This is a genomic window from Bacillus sp. B.PNR1 (assembly GCF_030386235.1).
GTDB lineage: Bacteria > Bacillota > Bacilli > Bacillales > Bacillaceae > Bacillus > Bacillus stercoris.
In genome coordinates this window covers 241353-262574 of sequence record NZ_JANYMN010000002.1, presented here as the reverse complement: position 1 = coordinate 262574, position 21222 = coordinate 241353, and the positions used below count along the sequence as shown (strand labels likewise).

Sequence of the window (21222 nt, the reverse complement as noted above, 5' to 3'; positions counted from 1 at the left end):
CATAAACACTCAAGGTTTTTCCGCAGGAAACGGAAAAAAGGTATATACAGGCTGTCAGCCCAGCTTTTTTTGGTCAAACACATCCGAAAGCTCTTGATACGAACGGCATTTGATCAGCTGGTTCACCGCCGCCGGGTCATCCAAAATGCTGCCCAGAAGTTTATACATGCTTTGCAAATCTGTTGTGTTCTCCTTCTCGACACAAAGCAGACAGACAAATTGAACACGCTGATTCTCCCAATCGATCGGTTTTTTGAGCGTACAAACGGCCCAAAACGTAGTTTTTGTCTGCGGAACGAGCGGGTGCGGGATGGCAACTAGATTGCCAAAGCACGTTGGCGACATGTCTTCTCTTTCAAAAATGGAATCTATGATTTCTTCATCTGCATAGCCGCATTCGACCGCTTTCTGCCCTAAAAATTGAATCACTTCTTCTTTTGTGCGCAAATCCTCCTGAAAAAAAACGAGTTCCTTTCTTAGATAGCGGTCTGCTTTTTCCTTTTCATCACTTAGAATGGATTCTATTTTTGTAAAGTCAGTTCCGCCTAAAAGTGTGTTAACCTTCAGTACGGGTACAGGGAGCTCTTTTTTCATCGGAATGGTGCTGATGACAAAATCAATGGATTCATAGGATATTTGGTCAAGACTGTAATACTCAGCCGTTCCAAGAATATCGAGCCGATTGCCGAAATGGGAACGGAGTTTTTCGCGCAGAAGCTGGGCGCTTCCGGCACCCGATGCGCATACAATGATACAGCGTTTCGGCGGGCTTTCTGTTTTTTTTCGTTCAATCGCGGCGCCAAAGTGGAGAGCCAAATATCCAATTTCGTTTTCATGAATGTCGATGTCTGTTTGTTCCTTTATCACCAACCCCGCAATGATCCCAGCTTCAAAAGCGAGCGGGTAATGTTCCTTGATCGCTGCCAGCATCGGATTTCGAAGATTCATGCCATATCTGTTGCGGCTAATCGCAGGCTTCACATGCAGGGCCAATCCGATTTTCAGCTCTTTGTCATGCAGAATGCCGAGCTTCAGTTCACGATCAACGGCTTTGATCATGGCAAATGTCAGCTGATCGGTTTCTTCTTCTATTGAAAATGTGTCCTCTCCGCATTGTGATTGTGTCATTCGTTTTGTGCCAAGGAGATGCATGGTGATGTACGCTGTCTCGTCTTTCGGAAACGTAACGGCAAGCGCTGATTCCAGTTCTTTTACGATGGCTTCTGCAGCCTGGTATTCTTTTTGATGCAGGATATGATCCATATCTTCAGGGAAAAGAGATACATAGTTTTCCGTTCTGATCCGTTTACAGGCGATAGCGATATGGATAATGAGGTTATTCAGTCCCAAGTTGGACAGAGGAATGCGGTCGTTTCTCATTTTTTTCAGGATGGCGGAACGGATGATCTCAATTTCTTCTTTTGGCAAAATATCAGCCTTTTCATTCAAAACATCCATCTCCGTTTCTCTTTCATCGACGATGTACTCCGCCATACAGTACCTCATCTGCACCTCGTCCCCGCGCAGCTTGAAGCCATAATTCGGACGTGTTTCCATGACGATGCGGTAAGGCAGCAGACGTTTCTTTACTTCCTTTATATCCGATTGGAGTGTAGATTTTGAGATGAATAGTTCTTCAGCCAGTTCATCGAGCTTAAGGTAATGATCCGCCAGCAGCAAACGTTTCATCAGATAGGCCATTCTCTCCTCCGGCAATACCGGCAGGCCCTTTTTTTGCTGAAACACATCTTGCAGCAGCACCCTAAAAGTCTGCTCATCATTAATGCTGAGCTTGTAGCCGGAGCCTCTTACCGATTGTACAAAGGCACCGTGGCCGCTTAGTACACCTTGCAGTTCCTTTATATCATTGCGGACCGTCCGCGTCGTTACATTTAATTGTGCGGCAAAAAACGAGCTTGTCAACGGGGCTTCAGCCGCCATCAGCAAGCGCAGAATATCACGAAGTCGCCCATGAAGCATGAGAAAAACCTCCTATCTAGTAGATGCAGGGATTCAGTGAATAGGCAGAAAGGATGATGAAGGGATGCGAAATGTATATAAATTCTATAATGGAGAGAATGGCAAGTCAATGAACATCCGGAGGACGAGAGGAAAACTGACCCATAAAAAAACAGCCGGGGTCAGCCGGCTGTTCTGGATGTTGACATATTCTTTTGTTTAGATGCCTTTCGATCCTTCATGATTTTTCGAACAATCGGGTAAATGAGCGGCGCCCATTTGATAACGGTTTTGATCATCTTTTTCAAAGCTCCGATTCTCCCTTCTTTTTTCTCAACCATTCCCCTGATTGCCTCTTCCTTAAACATGCTAACGCGACACGTACCTGTTTCCCGTCACCCAGAAACGCCATGGATAATCGCGGGCCTCCCCGCTGTTGTCGATGCCGATGCGCGGACCGGTTGAAATCTGCTCCGGTGTGTACCCTTTTTCAATGTAAAGCGGCTCTTCCGTGATCCAGCGCCCATAGTCATTCATCGTGACGCCAAGCGCTTTTGTGAGCTTTCCGGGACCGTTTGTCCATTCCCTAGGACTCCTGCCCAGTCTTCTCTCCTCCATTAACAGCTGGCCTTCATGCGGCTCAATCGCCCTGATTAAAACCGCTTGCGGGACATCCTCTTCCGCGGCAACGACATTCAGCAATGTATGGGTGTGCATCACATATGTATACACCCGCCCAGCCTCTGCAAACATGATTTCAGTCCGCTTCGTCCGGCGGTTGTTAAAGCTGTGTGCCGCTCTGTCTCCAGCCCCCATATAGGCCTCTGTTTCCACAATATAGCCTGACGCTATGCCTTCGTCTGTTTCTTTTACAAGAAGGCAGCCGAGAAGCGACGGGGCAAGCTCAAGAGCGGTTTTTTGATAAAACGTGATGGGCAGCGGATTTTTTTCTCTCGTCACGAATCGACCTCTCCTTTTACCGATTTTTGTACATTGTACCATTCCCGAAGCAGATGAAAAAAAACGGCTGTTTTAAAATCTTTCCATTCAGGGAATATTGTTACCGTTCAAAAAAGGAGGGTCAACCCATTGAAAGATGATCATCATAACAAGCAGCACGGATCAAATGCCCAGGGCAGCGAGGATGCGCTTTCTCATAAGACGTCCGGGAAAAATGAGTCAGAGGATACCTTAACGAATAGGCAGGGGCATCCTGTTACTGACAACCAAAATGTGAGAACCGTCGGGAACAGAGGGCCTACAACGCTTGAGAACTATGATTTTCTCGAAAAAATCAGCCACTTCGACCGGGAACGCATCCCAGAGCGCGTTGTTCATGCCAGGGGAGCAGGTGCACACGGGTATTTTGAAGCGTACGGAAGCTTCGGAGACGAACCGATTTCAACATATACCCGGGCCAAACTCTTTCAAGAAAAAGGCAAGAAAACACCGGCATTTGTCCGTTTTTCAACTGTGAATCATGGAAAACACTCACCTGAAACATTGAGAGACCCGCGCGGTTTTGCCGTAAAGCTATATACAGAAGACGGAAACTGGGATTTGGTCGGGAACAACCTGAAAATCTTTTTTATCCGCGACCCGCTGAAATTTCCGGATCTTGTACACGCATTTCAGCCTGATCCAGTGACCAACATCCAGGATGGGGAACGTATTTTTGATTTCATTTCTCAGTCTCCTGAAGCGACACATATGATCACTTTCTTGTTTTCGCCTTGGGGCATTCCGGCCAACTACCGGCAAATGCAGGGTTCAGGGGTACATGCCTATAAATGGGTAAATGAGGAGGGCAAGGCCGTTCTCGTGAAATACCATTTCGAACCGAAGCAGGGTATCCGCAACCTGACACAGAAGGAAGCAGAAGAGATCCAAGGGAAAAACTTTAACCATGCCACACAGGATTTATATGACGCGATCGAAAATGGCGATTATCCGGAGTGGGAAGTGTATGCCCAAATCATGAGTGATGATGAACATCCTGAACTGGACTTTGATCCTCTTGATCCGACAAAACTGTGGTATAAAGACGATTTCCCATGGAAACCGATCGGCAAATTGGTGCTTAACAAAAATCCGGAAAACTACCATGCGGAAGTGGAGCAAGCTTCATTTGGAACGGGAGTGCTTGTCGACGGTCTTGATTTTTCCGATGACAAACTGCTTCAAGGGCGGACGTTTGCCTACTCTGATACGCAGCGCTACCGTGTAGGCGCAAATTACCTGCAGCTCCCGATCAACTCGCCGAAAAAGCATGTCGCCACCAACCAAGAAGGCGGGCAAATGCAATATCGGGTTGATAGAGCAGAAGGACAAAACCCGCACGTCAACTATGAGCCATCCATTATGGGCGGGCTGAATGAAGCGAAGCAGGATGGAAAAGACCATACCCCTCATGTCGAAGGTGATGTAAAGCGTGAAGCAATTGACAGAACAAACAACTTCGGACAGGCTGGGGAAACGTACCGGAGATTTACTGAATTTGAACGGAACGAATTGATTACGAATTTGGTGAATACGCTTTCTACGTGCCGAAAAGAAATTCAGGATCAGATGATTGAGAATTTCACAAAAGCTGATCCTGACTATGGAAAACGCGTCGCGGAAGGGCTGAAAAAAGCTTCCGAAAACAACAGCAACGGGCCGATCGGCACAACTGAAACGGAACAGGCTGCAAAGCAGGCTGAACAGGAGAGCCATCCATCTGATCCGTATTAAAAACAGCGAACAGGGCTTTTTTAGAAGTCCTGTTTTTTATTTTTCTATTGAAACGCTTTCAATAATTGTGTTGTACTGGAAGGAAAGGGGTGGAGAGAACAATGGAATTACGGCAGGACTTGATTCCTCAGAAAAAAACAATCGGCGCTTTAGATCACGCCGTTTTTTTATGCATGGTATTTTGTTTCTGGTTTTCAGGCTATATTTATGTGCCTGTATTCAGCCTGTATTTGGAGGATCTGCACTTTTCATACGGCGCAATCGGCCTCATTCTCGGCAGCTACGGGGTCACGCAAATCCTTCTGCGCTTCCCGCTCGGCCTTCTGTCAGATATCCTGTTTTCTTTGCGCAAGCAATTGTTAATTGCCGGGTTCGGCTTTTCCGTCCTAAGCAGCCTGCTATTTCTGGTGTTTGATTCATTCTTCTTCGTGCTGGCCGCCCGGCTGTTTGCGGGAATTACTGCTTCTATGTGGGTGATGGCGACCATTTTATACGCACATTATTTCAATAATGGCAATGCATCAAAAGCAATGGGCATCATGCAGTTTTTTACCGTCATGCCTCAGTTTGTCAGCATTGTGTTCTGCGGACTCGCCGCAGCCCATTTAGGGAGGCAGGTTCCTTTTTGGATGGCGCTGGCAGCCTCTGCCGCAGGTCTGGTGATCTGCTGCTTTATTAAAGATCCGTCTGCTCCTCCGGCGAACCGCGACACCATCCATGTCTATCAATACGTCAAAGACACATTGCGGCTGCCAAAGCTGAAGCTTTTCACCATCCTGTCTATGACGGCTCATGCCGTATTATTTATGACAGTGTTTGGTTTTACGCCGCTTTACATCAATCAGCTCGGAATGGGCGACACGGAGCTGCTTTGGGTGATGGGCGCCTTTTTCCTCCCCCACGCAGCCGCCACATTAAGCTTTGTGTTTCTGCGCTTTACAAGCCCTATCGCCTACTCCGTGATGCTCATTAGCTTTGCTGTCACTGGGGTCTGCTTGCTATATGTTCCTTATTCAGCCACATTGTTCACGGTTTGCATCACACACGCCTGTATCGGGCTGGCGCTCGGCTTCGTTTTTCCTCTGCTGCTAAGCCATGTCGTCGAAATCAGTTCTGTCCGTTTAAAAATGTCAGTGATGGGGTTTTATCAATCATTTTATGCGCTAGGCATCTTCCTCGGGCCCCTTCTTGCCAGTAGAATCGCACAGCTTTTCGGGCTTACGGGAGTTTTTTACGGAGCCGGGTCGCTGGCATTTGCCGCCTTTTTTGTGATGCTCGCGCAAAAACGTAACATGATCAGTTAATAGCTTTCATACCGCTGGAAGCGCCACACAGAAAACATGGCAAGAAGCATGATGCACAGTATGGAGAAAGTGAGTGACCATCCGAAAAAATCTGCCCGCTCTCCATGAAGAAGGATATGCTCCGCCTGCTTGCAAAGCTCGGCCGGAAGCCACTTCGCATGATCTGGGAATAGTGAAACAGCAAAAGAAACAGCTGCTGTGAACCCGATCCCGCAAGCCGCAGCTGCTCCGAGAGACCGGAATATCGTGCTTCCGGCAAGGCCGGCAGTCACAATAAATATCACCCAAAGAGCGTAAAGGCCAAGACTTGCGGCAAAGCGGCTGAATGATGCATCCTCAAACAGCAGCCGGACGTAATAATACGCAAGCCCATATCCAGCTGCGAACGACAGAATGCCGATCACACTTTGGGTGAGCCATTTACTCACGATATAATGGGCTGCCGTCACAGGCCGTGACATGATCAGCGCCGTTACCCCTTGATTCCTTTCATTCGCTACACAGCCCATCACACTAAAGATGATTAGAGCCATGCCAAGCGTGTTGAATTGAGAAAGCGTGCTGACCATCACTTCAGACCCGGAGGGCACCGTAAAACTGATTTTCATGCCATCAGGAAGATTTCCTCCATGTGCGATGATGTCCGGCATATAATAAATGGTCAGCGGCTGTGTCAGTCCGACGATCATCATCGCAATCGGCAGCCAAACCAGCTTGCCGCTTTTCCACCCTTCCAGCCATTCCTTCTGCAATAGCGCCATCATCACCTTCATGCGTGCACCACCTTGAGGTAGACGTCTTCGAGAGACTCGGTTTTCTGTTCAAAACGGGTGACGGTCAATCCCTTCCGGATACAATCACTTAATAAGGATCGGCCAGCGTGTATATCAGGCAGCTCGAAAACAGCTTGGGATTGATTCTTATAGACAATAGCTGAGATGTAAGGCTTCTCTTCAAGCCAGCCCTTCAGCTTCTCTTTCACTGTAAGGGTAAAAACGTTCGTTTGATGCTGTTTTTTCAGCTCCTGCAGCTCACCTTTCCATGAAACCTCACCGTTTTTCATAATCACCACTTGATCACACACCTGCTCTGCATCGTGCAAAACGTGTGTTGAAAACAGAACGGCCATATGCTTCTTCAGCTCCCGCATCATGTCCAGCACCTCGAACCGTCCTGTCGGATCAAGTGCAGACACCGGTTCATCCAATATCAAAAGCTTCGGTTTATGGAGCAGTGCCTGTGCCAGACCGAGTCTTTGTTTCATGCCTCCTGAATAGCCCCCAATCCTTTTGTGTGCTGCTTCGTGCAAACCGACAAATTCCAGCATCTCACCGATCTCCTCTTGGCACTTTTTCTTTGGAAGACCGGATAGTCGCCCGGCAAATATTAAAAATTCATTTGCGGTCATCCACGAATAAAAAGCAGGATACTGCGGGAGGTACCCAATCAAACGCCGATCCAGCTTTTTTTCTCCTAACAGCTTAATGCTTCCGGAGGTTGGCGAAAGCAATCCAGCCAGCATTTGCAGAGTCGTGGTTTTGCCGGCTCCATTAGGTCCTAATAGTGCGACACACTCATTTTCATTCACGTGAAAACTGACATTCTTTACAGCTTCATGATGCCGATATGTTTTGCATAATGACTCAATAGACAGCATGCCACTCACCTTTGCTTTCTGCCGACGGTGAAAAATAAAATCGGCCCGATAATATTGATACATACGATGATTGCAGCCCACATCCACTTTGGCCCGTTTGTCCGCTCTTCTTTTATGCAGCTGATGAGAGCAAACACCGCCAAAGCCAACTGTAATACAATCAGCGGCAAAATCATTTCCCAAGAAATATTCATTGCTTGATCCCCCTTTTCTTCCGATCCGGCCTAATGACAAATAAGTAATAACAAATCAGCGGCATCGGTACTTGAATCAATCCGACAATCCCCCAAACCCATGCCATGCGATTTCGTTTTTTCGCATCAATAAATAAAAAGATTCCCTGCGCCACTACGAGGAGACAAGCCGCAACCGTGATGACAATTTCTGTTTGTGTCATCGGCGCTCCACCTCGCATTCCCCGAGCTGTCTTTTTTTCTCGGTCACAATCAAAATCGGCAGGGTAGCAAGCACACAAACCTGAAGTACAATAAACACAGCGGGAGCTTGAGTGAATGCCAGGATCGCCGCACTCACAACCATCAGCGCGCAGAATACAAATAAAATGATCTCTTTTAGCAGTTTTCTTCTGCGTTCAGCTTTCATTTGTGACAGCTGGTAAAGCAGTTCTTTTTGATTCGGTATAGAGGGATTGGCTGTTTCATCAATTTTCTGCAATTCTGATTTTAAATGAAGAGATACCTTTTCTTTATTCATCGTCCCACTCCTTTCTGATTTGCTGGAGCCCTTTATGCACTCTGGACTTTACCGTGCCTTCCTTGATCTGCAGCATCAGCCCGATTTCGGCGTAGGTATAGCCGTAGTAATGCCTTAATAAAACCGGCGTGCGCAGTTTAGGGTCCAGCTTTGAAAACAGATCGAGCGTTTCGCTCCATTCTGCTCCTTTCACTGACACGTCCCACTTGATCTTGCGGATTGCTTCCTCCGTAACCGCCTGATTCCGTTTCCATTCTCTCTTTCTCTTTTTTTGGTGATCGAGGTAGAGCCTGGATGCAATAGAAATCAGCCACGTGGAGAATTTGGAACGGCCTTGGAAGCTTCTTAAATGAATGTACCCTTTCAAAAAGGTTTCCTGAACGAGCTCCTCGCTGAGGTCAGGATGAAGAGAAAGTTTTAGCAAATATTTATATAAAAAAGAATAATGATAGTGGAAAAGAGCTGTAAACGCTTCGTCGTCTCCCTCTTTCGCCTGTTGTATCAGCTGCTGTTCTTCGTGTGTATCCAATGGCCGCGATCCCCCCTTTTTTTGTTTTTCTGCCTTATGTGACGACACCGGATTTAAAAGCGTTCATCTTTTTTTACAATTCTTTTCAGCCATTGACAGATCAGGTTTCCCAGCCGTTTGGCTGCATATCCTTATTTGTAAACCCCCTCATAGTCTGTTAAGCTATGACTTTATGTCGATTTCAAAAAAACATCCAATATGGAGGACGATGCATTGAAAGTAGAAAGGCGAACGATTGAATATATTCCGAATGAAGAAAGACATGGTAAAGCGAAAGATTTATTTCCCGTATGGTTCGGGGCTAATATGCATATCACCACGTTAGTGACCGGCACGATTCCCGTTGCAATGGGACTAAATTTGTTTTGGAGTGTTGCCGCTATTATTTGCGGAACCTTAATCGGTGCCATATTTATGGCGTCTCATTCCGCGCAAGGCCCTCAGCTTGGCATCCCGCAAATGATTCAAAGCCGTGCCCAATTCGGCGTAATTGGAGCGATTCTTCCCCTCTTCTTAGTCATGTTTATCTACCTTGGTTTCTTCGCAAGCAGCACGATTTTGGCGGCCGGAACCTTAAGCAGCTTTGTTCCCATCCCGGGATCATGGAGCATTATAGGCTTAAGCGCCGTATGTTTTTTACTCACCATTTTCGGCCATGATTTGATTCACAAAATGCAAAAAATCCTTTCTTGGACCTCTTTTGCTGTGTTTTTCGCTGCAACGATTCTTATTTTTCAATTGCCTATTCCGGCAGGCAGCTGGATTCCCGGAGCAGTTGATCTGCCCATTTTCTTGGTGGCAGTCAGCGCAGTTGCGACGTGGCAGCTTGCCTACGCGCCGTATGTTGCCGATTATTCAAGATATTTGCCAGTACAAACACCGGCTTCAAAAACATTTTGGTACAGCTATGCAGGTACATCTGTCAGCTCCATCTGGATGATGCTGCTCGGCGCTTTGCTGACAACTGCACTGCCTGACTTTACGGCAAACTCAGGAAGCCAGATTGTCCAATTGTTCGGCCCCTTCTCATTTATTATGCTGATCATTGTGTTATTTGGACAAATGGCAATCAATGTTTTTAACCTGTATGGAGCTTTCATGTCCACGACAACAACGCTGGAGCCGTTTCTGAAATTAAAAGTCACGCCCAAAGTCAGAATCACCATGATCCTGGGTGTCACGCTTGTCGGCACAGTCTTAAGCCTGCTGGGGCAAAGCAATTTTATGGAGCTGTTTTTGAGTTTTATCTTTTTCATCAGTTATTTCTTAATTCCATGGACGGCCATCAATTTAGTCGATTACTACTTTGTCCGCCACGGAAAGTATCAAGTCAAAGCCATGTTCGATGTAAACGGGCCTTATGGAAAGGTCAATTGGATCACCACGATTGCGTTCGTTCTGTCCATCTTGTTGGAAATTCCGTTTATCAATACAACCTTTTACATCGGACCGCTAGCCAAAATGTTTGGCGGCGGAGACATCGCATGGATTGTCGGCCTGGCCGTGCCTTCTGTGCTTTACTATGTATTAATGAAACCGCGTCTGAAAAAACGGGCGGGGTATCAAGAAAAGCTGTCTTCTCTATGAAGACAGCTTTTTTATCATTCAAATCGCTTCCACACGCGGGGCAGCATGTCAGAAAGCTCGTGAGCAAGCAGCGTATGAGCGGAATGCTCGTCCGTCCAGAGCTCGGCGCACGCGCCGTGCAGATAGACTGCGTTTAATATGGCGTGCTTTGAGTCCTCATGGCAGCAGAGCATCCCCAATATCATGCCCGTCAGCGTGTCACCGGTTCCGCCTTTGGCGAGCGCCCCGTTTCCGGTTGGGTTGAGCCAGCAGTCGCCATCAGGAAACGCGATGACGGTTTGATTTCCTTTTAATACAATGACAGTCTGCAGCCGAGCCGCCCACTCCTTTGCATGCTCCGCTCTTTTGTTTTGCAGCTCGTTCACTGGCACTCCTGTCATGCGGGAAAATTCGCCCGGGTGCGGCGTAAGGATGACAGGCGCCTCCCGTTTCGGATATGTGCGCTTTGCCAGCGCTCCGGCATCCAAAACAACAGGGCAATCCGCCGCAAGTGCATGATCGACTGCCTGCTGTACGCTTTCCGTTTGCGGAAGACCTGATCCGATGGCAATGGCCCGGTACTTCTCTTCAAGCTGAGCCTCCGCCGCTTTTTTCCAGCCGTTACGCCAATAGGTCGCCTCAGGAAGAACAGGAACAATCAGCGGGATCACGCTTTCAGACGTACCGATGACAAGCTTGCCGAGACCGCTCCGCATGGCCCCAAGCCCCGCAAGAAGCGCCGCGCCCGGCATGTCGTCGCTTCCCGCCAGCAGCAAGGCCGTACCGTACGTGCCTTTATGGCTCTCGGCATCTCTTTCAGGGAGCGAGGCCCTCACATGCTCCTCCGTCCAAAATGGAACATTCATCTCTATCCCTCCTCTTCTTTCTCTTCCTATTTTTCCTGCACCTTTTCTTTTTCAAACAAAAAAGACAGCCTTTTAGGGCTGTCTTCTATTTTACAGGAACATCAAGGTGATACAGGCGGCGATATCGTTCGTTTGCCGCCAACAGCTCCTCATGGGTTCCTTCCATTTCCGTTTTTCCGTTTTCGAGAAATACGATTTTATCGGCTGCTTCCACTCCCGCGAGATGGTGTGTAATCCATAGAATCGTTTTTCCTTTCAGCACCTCAAACACCGTTTCCATCAATTCACGCTCAGTGATGGGGTCGAGGCCGACTGTTGGCTCATCAAGGATGATGATCGGCGTATCCTGCAGCAAGATCCGCGCAAGTGCGATCCGCTGGCGCTCTCCACCAGAAAAACGGATGCCCGTTTCCTGTACAGAGGTATGATATCCGTCAGGAAGCGACTCAATGTAGTCATGCAGCTTGACCTGCTTTGCGGCACGGCGCACATCTTCGTCGCTTGCTTCTCCGTTTCCGAGCCTGATGTTGTTCAAAATACTTGTATCAAACAGGTGCGGTTTTTGATTTAACACAGCCACCGCATCAGCAATCTGATCCTTTAACAGCGCTGTCTCCACTCCGTTTAACGTTACAGAACCGGAGTCCGGTTTTAAGGCGCCTTCGATTAATGCAAGCGACGTTGATTTCCCAGAGCCGCTTCGGCCAAGCAGCGCCATTTTTTCTCCTTGGCGCAGCGTAAAGGAAAAGTTGTCAAGCACTTGGCTGCTGTTGTCATAAGAAAACGTCACATCACGAAAGGACAGGGTAACATCTTGGAGATCAAGCGTTTGTGCCCCTGATTCTGTTTGTGATGCCTCCGGCTGAGGAGCCACCCTGTTCATGCGTTTGATAGAATCCTGATAGCCCGGCACTTCGCCTAAGGCATCCGAAAGCGGCAAAAAGGCTTCCGTCAGCGGGAACACCACAAGCACAAAAGCGGCAATCATCGTTTTAGCGAGCTCGCCGTCCGCTTGCTGTCCTGCTGTCCAAAAGAGCATCAGCAAAATAAGGCCGGCGACAAGGCATTGCGCAGCAAAGTCCCGCCATCTTGTAAAGCGTTGTTTTTTCCGTTCAAGCTCAAACCAATCATGCTCCTCTTTTTCATACGCATCAATAAAAGCATGCCGGCGTCCGCTGAACATCCAATCGCTGACACCCATCACGGCATCTGTCAAACGGCTGTACAGCACATTCCGTCCGCTTTTCAGCTTCGCATTCCTCGCTCTCGTCACGAGCAAAGACACAACCGGAAACAATACAACGAGAACAAACAAATACAGCGCAATCAAGATGGCAAACGGCCAAGAGAAGAAGCCGAGCGCTATCACTGACACAGCATACAGTAACAAGGCTGAGATCGCAGGAAAAATCGTTTTTAAGAAAGCATCCTGCAAATGTTCAATATCCTCAGACAAAATGCCGAGCATATCCCCTGTGCGAAAACGGGAACGCAGCATCAAAGCACCCGGCTCAAGCATATTGTAAAGGCGGACGCGCATGTCAGATACGATTTTCAAAATGATGTGATGGCCGACGAGCCGTTCCACATATCGCGACACAGACCGTGCAATCCCAAAGGTTCGGACAGCGACAATCGGCACATAAATGAGCAGGATGTTTTCCGGCCTTGTCGCCGCTTTAGAAATCAAGAATCCTGAGGTGAACATGAGGAAAGCAGCAGAAAAAATCGTCACCGCGCCCAAAAAGATAACCAGAACGAACAGGCGGGCATTTTGCTTAATATACGGCAAAATCCATTCTTCTTTCTTCATGCTCTTTCCCCCAGTTGTGCCTTCACGAGTTTAGTGTACACACCGTTTTTCTTCAGCAGTTCATCGTGAGTCCCGATTTCCGCAACCCTGCCCCCGTCAAGCACGATAATTTCATCCATATCAAGCATCCAGTGAAGGCGGTGAGTCGCGAGAAAGACGAGCTTATCCTCAAATAAATCCAGCATCGTTTCTTTTATTTCATATTCTGTTTCGATATCAAGATGGGCGGTCGGCTCATCCAGCAGCAGAATCGGGCGGTTTCCCAAAAAGGCGCGGGCCAGCGCGACACGCTGTGCTTGTCCGCCGCTGAGCGCCCGGCCGCCTTCCCCGATTCGCCCCTCTAATCCGTCAGGAAGCTTATCCACCAGCTCCGTCAGACCCGCCGCAGCAGCGGCACGGACTGTATCCTCTGCCAAAGCGCTTGGGTGGTAGAAGCGAATGTTATTGCTAAGCGTATCATCAAAAATGTACGGATGCTGAGGGATGTACAGAAGATTTTTCTGCCAGCTGCCGTCCTGCAAATGGGACCGGCTTGTGCCATTCACCTCAATCATCCCGCCATCCGGCTCTAAAAATCCGCCGAGAATATCAATTAATGTTGATTTTCCGGCACCACTTGCACCGATAATGCCGATTTTTTTCTTACCTTTGAAAGACAGATCAATATCAGACACCGAACGGCCGACTGACACGCCTGACAGCTTCAGCTCATCCTGATCACCCCAAGTCTCGAGCTGAAGCGGCGTCTCTTCTTTAAAACCAGGCTGTGACAAAATCTCTTGAATGGTTTTTCCTGCTTCCTGGCCGTTCAGCGTTGCATGATAATCATTCCCCACTTCCCGCACCGGCAGAAAATACTCAGGCGCCAGAATAAGCGCCGTTAAAGCGGGACCAAGCAAAATATCGCCGTCAATCAGGCGCAGGCCCAGAAACACCGCGACTGTCGCCACCGACAGCATCGTGAAGAAATCGAGGGCGAATGATGATAAAAACGCCACCCGGAGTGTGCTCATTGTTGCTTTGCGATAACGCTCACTCACGTAGAAAATATTTTTGCTGTGTGACTTGCTCAAACCTAGGAAACGCAATGTCTCCAGCCCGCGAAGAGAATCAACAAAATGATTGGAAAGTCTCTGATAGGATTTCCACTGGCGATCCGCTTTTCTCTGCGCGACAAGGCCAAGGAGAATCATAAAAATGATTAGAATCGGCATCGCTGCGACTAAAATGACGGCCGACGTACGATCCTGGAAAAACACATAAATGACAACCGCCGCAGGCACAATCGCCATACTGACCATTTTCGGCAGAAACAGCTCCAGGTAACGGCGGAACTGGCTGATGCCTTCCATCGCCAGCGTCACCATTTGCCCCGTCCCCTCTTTCTTTGCAAAGCGGGGGCCTAAACGGAACAGCTGATCAAGAAAACTTTTTCTCAAATCTGCTCCTGTCCGGGCGGCATATTGATAGACGATTTTCTGGCGCGCCACCGTCACCCCGTGCCGGGCGATAAAAGCGATGAGGAAAAAGCCGATCACCGGAAACAGGGAGGCAATGCCCTCCCCATTGAACAGTCCGGTTACGGCCTCACTCAGCCACTCTGCCTGCATAATAATAGCGGCTGTCTGAATCAGCGTTAAACAAGTAATCACGGTGAGAATCCGCTTCATTCCTTTATATCGAAACAGGTCTTTTCCCATTAATAAGTCATAGGCTCCTTATGGCTGACGCGCTTCCGGAAGACATAATAGCTCCAGATCTGGCTGCCGATGACGAACGGCAATAGCGTTAATGCTGCAATTGACATGACTTTAAGCGAATAATCACCGGAAGAAGCGTTAGCTACTGTTAAATCGTATGCGCTTTTAAGCGAGCTGACCATTACGCGAGGGAATAGGGAAATAAAGATCATTCCCACGGTCAGCGCAAGACCAGCGCCTGTCATCCCAAATGTCCAGCCGTCTTTTTTCTTACGGATAAATACAGCCGCGAGCATAAAGCAGATGACAATCAAAACAACGAGCGGAATGGTAATTTCTCCGCGGCGTGTAAACATGTCTGTCTGATACGCAGAAAGAGCCGCGAAGGCAAGAACCGCTACAAAAACAACACCCATTATCTTTTGTGCCATTTTCCGGGCGCGGTTTTGCAAATCACCAATCGTACGCAGCGTAATAAACATTAATCCGTGCTGGAAGCAAAGAAGTGTTACCGTCACACCGCCAAGTATAGAATATACATTGATATAATCAGATACATGTGCGTGAATGTTCATGTCGGCATCAATCGGCATTCCGCGGAATAATGTCGTGAACAGAACACCAAGCACAAACGGAGGAATCAGACTGCCGAAGAAAACGACCCAGTCCCAAACCTTTACCCATTTCAAATGATCCACCTTGCCGCGGAACTCAAACGCGACCCCGCGGCCCATTAACGCAAGCAGCACAATGACAAACGGAATGTAATAACCGCTCAGCATCGTTGCATACCAGTTTGGGAATGCCGCGAAAATGGCGCCCGCGCCAGTCAAAAGCCACACTTCATTCGCGTCCCAGAACGGCCCGATCGTGTTGATCAGCACTCTGCGTTCTAATTCATTATGGCCAAGAAAACGGGTCGCCATGCCGACCCCGAAATCAAAGCCTTCCAAAAAGAAGAATCCTACAAACAATACAGCAACGAGTATAAACCAAAGATCATGAAGAGATGCCATGGTATACCTCCTGACTAAATGGATCTGTTGATACAGGCACTTCATGATGATCATCATGCTCGGCACCTTTTTTAATCTCACGGATAAACAAGAAGACAAGCAGCGCGCCCAGAATCATGTACATCACACCGAATGCGATGATTGAGAATAACAAGGAGCCCGCTGTTACGTTAGGCGACACGGATTGAGCCGTTGTCATCAAGCCCATAACCGTCCAAGGCTGACGCCCGATTTCTGTCATAATCCAGCCCGCGGAGTTCGCAAGAAACGGGAAGGATATCAAAGCGATCATGATGCGCAAATACCATTTGCTGTTTTCAAGCTTTTTGCGGCGGTTCAGCCAAAGGCCGCCTAACGCTGCAAGAATCATGACAACGCCTGCGCCAACCATGATGCGGAAGCTCCAGAATGTCGTTTTGACCGGCGGAATATAGTCGCCTTTTCCGTATATTTTTTCGTACTCAGCCTGAAGGGTTTTCATCCCTTTGACACTTCCGCTGAATTTCTGATAAGCCAAGTAGCTCAAGGCATAAGGAACTTTGATCTCATTTGAGCTTTTTTCATTTTTTGTATCGATCGTCGCAAAAGCGGTCCAAGCAGCAGGATCACCGCTGTCTTCCCACAGGCCTTCACTGGCAGCCATTTTCATCGGCTGTGATTCCATTAAGTGCTCAGCCTGCATGTGTCCGCTAAGGCCGACGCCAAGACCTGCACAAAGGCCGACGATCATTGCGAGTTTAAAAGATTGCTTAAAGAACGGCACTTCTTTTTTCTTCAATAGTTTAAAAGCACTCACTCCGGCAATAAAGAAAGCCCCGGTGGCAAGCGCACCGAAAATAACGTGCGGGAATTCAACCCAAAGCTGAGGGTTTGTGATCAGCGCGCCAAAGTCGTTCATTTCCGCGCGGCCGTTTTTGATCGTAAAGCCGACTGGCTCCTGCATAAAGGAGTTTGCTGTTAAAATCCAGAAAGATGACATGATCGTTCCGAATGATACGAGCCATATGCAGAGAGCGTGAATTTTCTTCGGCAGGCGGTCCCAGCCAAATATCCATAATCCGATAAAAATAGATTCCATAAAAAACGCCAATAGGGCTTCAATCGCAAGCGGAGCGCCAAATACATCTCCGACAAAACGGGAGTAATCAGACCAGTTCAGTCCAAACTGGAATTCTTGCAAAATCCCCGTTACAACACCGACTGCGAAATTTATTAAGAATAAGTGTCCCCAAAACTTTGCCATTTTGAGATACAGCTCATTTTTCTTCACAAGATAAAGAGTCTCCATCAACGCAACCATAAACACAAGCCCGATAGACATCGGCACAAACAAGAAATGAAACAACGTTGTAGATGCAAATTGTATGCGGGCTAATACCAATTCACTCATGCTTTCTCCTCCATTTCCGGTTGAAACTACTAATTTGCTCACCACTTCACAAATAGAACCAAAACTTTGATCAGTAATTCACAAAATAGACGAAAAAAATATTGTTCAACATTTCACAAATGTGTCAAAAAGTCGTCCAATATGATACAAGATTGCTAGACTGACCAAATGACACAATCTCTGACTGGTTCATATTAAGTACTTTACAACGATTCATTTCAAAAATAAAGCCTAAAACACCTAAAAAGTCCCATACTATGTGACGGTTTTTTGTCTATTTTGTTGCTTATTTATGTCGGCTGCTAGGATAAATGACCCTTTATCATCGTACATCAACACATCGTTCCTTGCGAACAAAATGCTCACACCCGCTCCATCACTCGATTCTCAGCATTCCGTCATAAACCGATTTTAGTCAGAATGCCTCTTTCCATTTAAATCGGCAAGAGGAGAAAAGCTGAATAGTAAATTTTTAATATATTAATAATTTCAATTTTTTATTATACTTAACATAGTGAACAATTTCACTGCATCAAGAATAGGGGAGGTTTTTCAATGGGAGAGCTTCAAACACACATGCAATTGCAAACGGATACAATTCACGAAGGGGTTCGAAAAGAGAATTGGTTTGCGAAAGCCATGAATATAAAAGTAGGCATCATACCGCTTCCTGTGTATGCCTTGCTGTTTATATTAATCACTGTTTTTGTTATGCATCACGATGTAAAAAGTGACATTCTGACATCCATTGCCGTCATGGCGTTTTTCGGGTTTACCTTTGCCCAAATCGGCAAATCGATACCGATTGTTCGGTCTATCGGCGGCCCGGCCATCCTAGCTACTTTTATTCCATCCGCTGTCGTGTACTATCACCTGCTGCCTAATGATATCGTCAAATCCACAACAGAATTTACAGAAAACTCAAACTTTCTATATTTGTTTATCGCCGGTATTGTCGTCGGAAGCATCCTCGGCATGAAAAGAGAAACACTCGTAAAAGCATTTATGAAAATCTTTATTCCGCTTATTGTCGGTTCTGTCACAGCCGCTATTGTCGGACTGGCTGTCGGGACTTTGCTCGGACTCGGATTTCAGCATACACTGCTGTATATCGTTATTCCTATCATGGCCGGAGGAGTCGGAGAAGGTGCTATCCCGCTGTCCATTGGCTATTCTGACATCATGCCTATTTCTCAAGGGGAAGCGTTTGCACTTGTTCTCCCATCGATTATGCTGGGCAGCCTGTGCGCGATTATTCTAGCGGGCTTGCTGAACAGAATCGGAAAGAAAAAACCGGAATGGACTGGAAACGGCAAAGTGGACCGCTCTGAAGAAGAGTCCCCTGCGCTGGAGGAATCACAGAGCGGTCAGCACATGTTCAACCTTTCTTTATTTGCGTCAGGCGGTATCCTTGCTGTTTCTTTATACTTAGTCGGCATGCTCGCCCATGATTTTTTCGGATTTCCGGCACCCGTTGCCATGCTGTTACTGGCTGTTCTAATCAAGCTGTTCAGATTGGCGCCTGCCTCAATTGAAAATGGCGCGTTTGGAGTATCCCGCTTCTTTTCAACAGCTGTGACCTACCCGCTGCTCTTTGCGATCGGGGTATCCATGACGCCGTGGGACAAGCTTATCGCTGCTTTTAACCTCAGCAATATCATTACAATTCTGTCTGTCGTTGTGACCATGATGGCCGTCGGCTTCTTCACCGGAAAATGGCTGAACATGTATCCGATTGAAACCGCCATTATTAATGCATGCCATTCAGGGCAAGGCGGCACCGGTGACGTCGCTATTTTAAGCGCGGCGGAAAGGCTTGAGCTGATGCCGTTCGCCCAGGTGTCTACCCGCATCGGGGGAGCGATTACAGTATCCTTAACCTTATTGCTGCTGCACCAATTTTATTGATACACCTCGGAGCAAGTTCTTCGGAAAACGAAAGAGCTTGCTTTTTGCATGTCCGTATTTTTGCAAGTTCCCATCCCATGCTATAGTAATAGTTGGAAATACTAGATAGAAAGGAATCTGGCATGCCTATGGGAACTCATCTATTTCTCTTTATGCTTCTCGGGCTGGGATTTTATTTGATATCAGCCCTGGCTGCAAAACTCATTCCGGCCATAGACTTCTGGATTGATATTGTGCTATGGGTCGGCGCTGCAGTTTACATCTTCTCTCATCTCTCATTCATGGACGGCATTGTCTCAATCGCGACAATGTTCTACTGCTATTGGACCGCAATGGATCTCATTGTTTCAGAGCGTGCGGAAAAACCTTCGGGAGACTGGCAGGAAATCGAGCTTGCCAGAAACAAAACACGTCTCCTGTCAGACATTACGCTGACTGCCATTGTGTTTGCAGGAGCTGTTATTTTTTTCATCTTTGGACCTGACACAAGCCCTCTCAAATATGTGATCCTTCTCGGCATGATCTCCGGCGGAGGGGCACTGGTGAAGCGAATACTGAATGTTTTCAGCGTAAAGGTTTTTTATTCAGCAGCCTTAGAAAAATTGCATATCAGCTCACACTATGAAACCCGGTCATACCCGCTTTCCGATTTGAAGGACATTCAGCTTGAATCAACGGCTGATCTCTTAAAGCTCCATCCGCTTATGACGATGTATTCATCACGTTTAGATTTGACAACAAGCTTTCAGCAAGTCATTAAACTGTCTCTTCCCGGCGAAACACTGTTTCTGACGGTGAAGGAACCGCAAAAATGGAAAACGATTTTCCGAGAATACGCAGATGAAGAAATCAATGTGGACAATGTGATTTCTGTTTTGCCGTTTTATCATAGAAAAAATGTGAAGCGGCTGCTCGGGAAGCTTTATTTTGCCGCCAGCGTAAAAGGGATATCCGCTTACGCCTTATTGGTGCTCGTGTTATACGCATTACACGCCTCTCCATGGGTCATGGCTGCAGCGGTTATCCTGTATTGGGTATTCAACATGTATATGTCAGACCGTGTGTTGCGGGCGGCGATGGACGCCAAGCCCTGTCATCATCCGCATGTACAGGCAGCGGCTGACGAGATTTTCCGCAAGGCCGGCATTTCCCATGTCCGCATATACGAAACGGAGAGTGATGATTACAACGGAATGGCAGTCGGCATGAATGTCGGAAGGTCAATGGTCATTCTGACAAGCGCCACACTAACCCTGCCGCTGCGTGTCATCGAGGGCATTCTGGCCCATGAGGCGATTCATATTAAAAAACGTGATGTACTGTCATCACAGATTTTGCGTTTTCTCTATCTTGGAGCTGTCGTTGGGATTATCCTCTTGTTTGAGCAGCATATCATCCACCCCGAGGCCCACAAAATTGCGCTTTGGGCTTTCATTATGGCAATCATTATCCTGTTTCAGCTCTATCAATCCTTTTGTTCACAATGGATGGAGGTGCGTGCTGACAACCTTGGCGCATCCTTGCTGGAGGGCGGTTACAAACAAATGGCTGAAGCTTTGAGGGTCTTGGCGGTTCGGCAAGATGAGGACATACAGAAACAAAGTGCCTATAGCGCTGAAGCAGATGAAGACGAGCTTCAAATTGACTCTCTCACCCGGGATAAAAGCTGGCTTTTCAGATTGATTGATTTTCAGTTCGCCCCTCATCCTCCTATGTATTGGCGTGTCGGCACTTTATTGTCAAACAAAGGACACGGGGTGCTGAAGCGTTGGCTCAGAGACCGCCTGAAAGAATCGATCACTTTGAAATGAAACCGGTCAGCGTTTCATCCGTATAACAGATATGGTGAAAAAAGGGAGTGACGAGAAGTGATTGTGATCATCTTATTGTTTATATCTATTATTGTTTTTCTTTCAGTCATTCAGCCGCAGCCATCGGAGCATAAAAGCCGCCAGCAGGCGGACAGCGGGTATTTCGGCTATTCAGACAATGGCTCACACCATGATGGATGCAGCAGTGACGGGGGTTTCAGCGATTCCGGATGTGGCGGCGGAGGCGATTGAGCGC

General features: G+C 47.5%; 20 protein-coding genes. 6 read left to right on the top strand and 14 right to left on the bottom strand.

Features of this window, described 5'->3' with window-relative positions:
- Positions 1–54: 54 nt before the first annotated feature.
- The 3 genes from licR to NZD81_RS12680 all read right to left on the bottom strand — a co-directional run bounded on the left by licR (position 55) and on the right by NZD81_RS12680 (position 2919).
- On the bottom strand, positions 55–1980 hold the full coding sequence (gene licR / locus NZD81_RS12690; protein ID WP_289860648.1) for a transcriptional regulator LicR: 1926 nt from the start codon (positions 1978–1980) through the stop codon (positions 55–57).
- A gap of 161 nt (positions 1981–2141) precedes the next feature.
- The gene (locus NZD81_RS12685; protein WP_014665900.1) at positions 2142–2300 is read right to left on the bottom strand and encodes a hypothetical protein; all 159 of its coding nucleotides are present in this window, start codon (positions 2298–2300) and stop codon (positions 2142–2144) included.
- Positions 2301–2328: 28 nt separating this feature from the next.
- Positions 2329–2919, bottom strand: coding sequence for a DNA-3-methyladenine glycosylase (locus tag NZD81_RS12680; protein WP_282373800.1), 591 nt, complete (start codon positions 2917–2919; stop codon positions 2329–2331).
- A gap of 129 nt (positions 2920–3048) precedes the next feature.
- Between NZD81_RS12680 and katX the strand changes: the two genes are divergently transcribed.
- Both katX and NZD81_RS12670 read left to right on the top strand, forming a co-directional pair.
- The gene (katX, locus tag NZD81_RS12675) at positions 3049–4692 is read left to right on the top strand and encodes a catalase KatX (RefSeq protein ID WP_069838433.1); all 1644 of its coding nucleotides are present in this window, start codon (positions 3049–3051) and stop codon (positions 4690–4692) included.
- 101 nt (positions 4693–4793) lie between these two features.
- The gene (locus NZD81_RS12670; protein ID WP_069150579.1) at positions 4794–5996 is read left to right on the top strand and encodes an MFS transporter; all 1203 of its coding nucleotides are present in this window, start codon (positions 4794–4796) and stop codon (positions 5994–5996) included.
- Here NZD81_RS12670 and NZD81_RS12665 read toward each other — a convergent pair.
- From NZD81_RS12665 to sigY, 6 genes are read right to left on the bottom strand one after another with little or no spacing between them, the layout of a single operon-like run.
- Positions 5993–6769: an ABC transporter permease gene (locus NZD81_RS12665; protein ID WP_069150580.1), complete on the bottom strand. Its 777-nt coding sequence runs from the start codon at positions 6767–6769 to the stop codon at positions 5993–5995. The genes NZD81_RS12670 and NZD81_RS12665 overlap by 4 nt on opposite strands.
- On the bottom strand, positions 6766–7653 hold the full coding sequence (locus NZD81_RS12660) for an ABC transporter ATP-binding protein (protein WP_071582440.1): 888 nt from the start codon (positions 7651–7653) through the stop codon (positions 6766–6768). The genes NZD81_RS12665 and NZD81_RS12660 overlap by 4 nt, the downstream gene beginning before the upstream one ends.
- Positions 7654–7658: 5 nt before the next feature.
- Positions 7659–7847, bottom strand: coding sequence for a sigma Y negative regulator YxlE (gene yxlE, locus NZD81_RS12655; protein ID WP_003227293.1), 189 nt, complete (start codon positions 7845–7847; stop codon positions 7659–7661).
- A complete protein-coding gene (gene yxlD, locus NZD81_RS12650) occupies positions 7844–8050 on the bottom strand; it encodes a sigma Y negative regulator YxlD (RefSeq protein ID WP_014665906.1) in 207 nt (68 codons plus the stop codon). The genes yxlE and yxlD overlap by 4 nt, the downstream gene beginning before the upstream one ends.
- Positions 8047–8367 carry a YxlC family protein gene (locus tag NZD81_RS12645; protein WP_040081385.1) on the bottom strand — a complete coding sequence of 107 codons (321 nt, stop codon included), beginning with the start codon at positions 8365–8367 and terminating at the stop codon, positions 8047–8049. The genes yxlD and NZD81_RS12645 overlap by 4 nt, the downstream gene beginning before the upstream one ends.
- Positions 8360–8896: an RNA polymerase sigma factor SigY gene (gene sigY, locus NZD81_RS12640; protein WP_014665908.1), complete on the bottom strand. Its 537-nt coding sequence runs from the start codon at positions 8894–8896 to the stop codon at positions 8360–8362. Before sigY ends, NZD81_RS12645 begins: the two co-directional genes overlap by 8 nt.
- Positions 8897–9109: 213 nt before the next feature.
- Between sigY and NZD81_RS12635 the strand changes: the two genes are divergently transcribed.
- Positions 9110–10483, top strand: coding sequence for a cytosine permease (locus tag NZD81_RS12635; RefSeq protein WP_014665910.1), 1374 nt, complete (start codon positions 9110–9112; stop codon positions 10481–10483).
- A 14-nt stretch (positions 10484–10497) separates the two neighbouring features.
- Here NZD81_RS12635 and NZD81_RS12630 read toward each other — a convergent pair whose 3' ends face one another.
- The 5 genes from NZD81_RS12630 to cydA all read right to left on the bottom strand — a co-directional run bounded on the left by NZD81_RS12630 (position 10498) and on the right by cydA (position 17247).
- Entirely contained in the window at positions 10498–11328 is an 831-nt protein-coding gene (locus NZD81_RS12630; RefSeq protein WP_014665911.1) for an NAD(P)H-hydrate dehydratase, read from the bottom strand.
- An 85-nt stretch (positions 11329–11413) separates the two neighbouring features.
- Complete coding sequence (cydC, locus tag NZD81_RS12625) at positions 11414–13141, bottom strand: thiol reductant ABC exporter subunit CydC (protein ID WP_243571665.1); 1728 nt, start codon at positions 13139–13141, stop codon at positions 11414–11416.
- On the bottom strand, positions 13138–14841 hold the full coding sequence (gene cydD, locus NZD81_RS12620) for a thiol reductant ABC exporter subunit CydD (protein ID WP_282373805.1): 1704 nt from the start codon (positions 14839–14841) through the stop codon (positions 13138–13140). The genes cydC and cydD overlap by 4 nt, the downstream gene beginning before the upstream one ends.
- Positions 14841–15857 carry a cytochrome d ubiquinol oxidase subunit II gene (gene cydB, locus NZD81_RS12615; protein ID WP_014665914.1) on the bottom strand — a complete coding sequence of 339 codons (1017 nt, stop codon included), beginning with the start codon at positions 15855–15857 and terminating at the stop codon, positions 14841–14843. The genes cydD and cydB overlap by 1 nt, the downstream gene beginning before the upstream one ends.
- Positions 15841–17247: a cytochrome ubiquinol oxidase subunit I gene (cydA, locus tag NZD81_RS12610; protein WP_014665915.1), complete on the bottom strand. Its 1407-nt coding sequence runs from the start codon at positions 17245–17247 to the stop codon at positions 15841–15843. The genes cydB and cydA overlap by 17 nt, the downstream gene beginning before the upstream one ends.
- A gap of 555 nt (positions 17248–17802) precedes the next feature.
- On the opposite strand from cydA, the gene cimH reads away from it, so the two are divergent.
- From cimH to NZD81_RS12595, 3 genes are all read left to right on the top strand, one after another.
- A complete protein-coding gene (cimH, locus tag NZD81_RS12605) occupies positions 17803–19155 on the top strand; it encodes a citrate/malate transporter CimH (RefSeq protein ID WP_069150586.1) in 1353 nt (450 codons plus the stop codon).
- A gap of 122 nt (positions 19156–19277) precedes the next feature.
- Positions 19278–20966 carry a M56 family metallopeptidase gene (locus NZD81_RS12600; RefSeq protein ID WP_286314280.1) on the top strand — a complete coding sequence of 563 codons (1689 nt, stop codon included), beginning with the start codon at positions 19278–19280 and terminating at the stop codon, positions 20964–20966.
- A 57-nt stretch (positions 20967–21023) separates the two neighbouring features.
- Positions 21024–21218 carry a hypothetical protein gene (locus tag NZD81_RS12595; RefSeq protein ID WP_014665918.1) on the top strand — a complete coding sequence of 65 codons (195 nt, stop codon included), beginning with the start codon at positions 21024–21026 and terminating at the stop codon, positions 21216–21218.
- Positions 21219–21222: the final 4 nt, after the last annotated feature.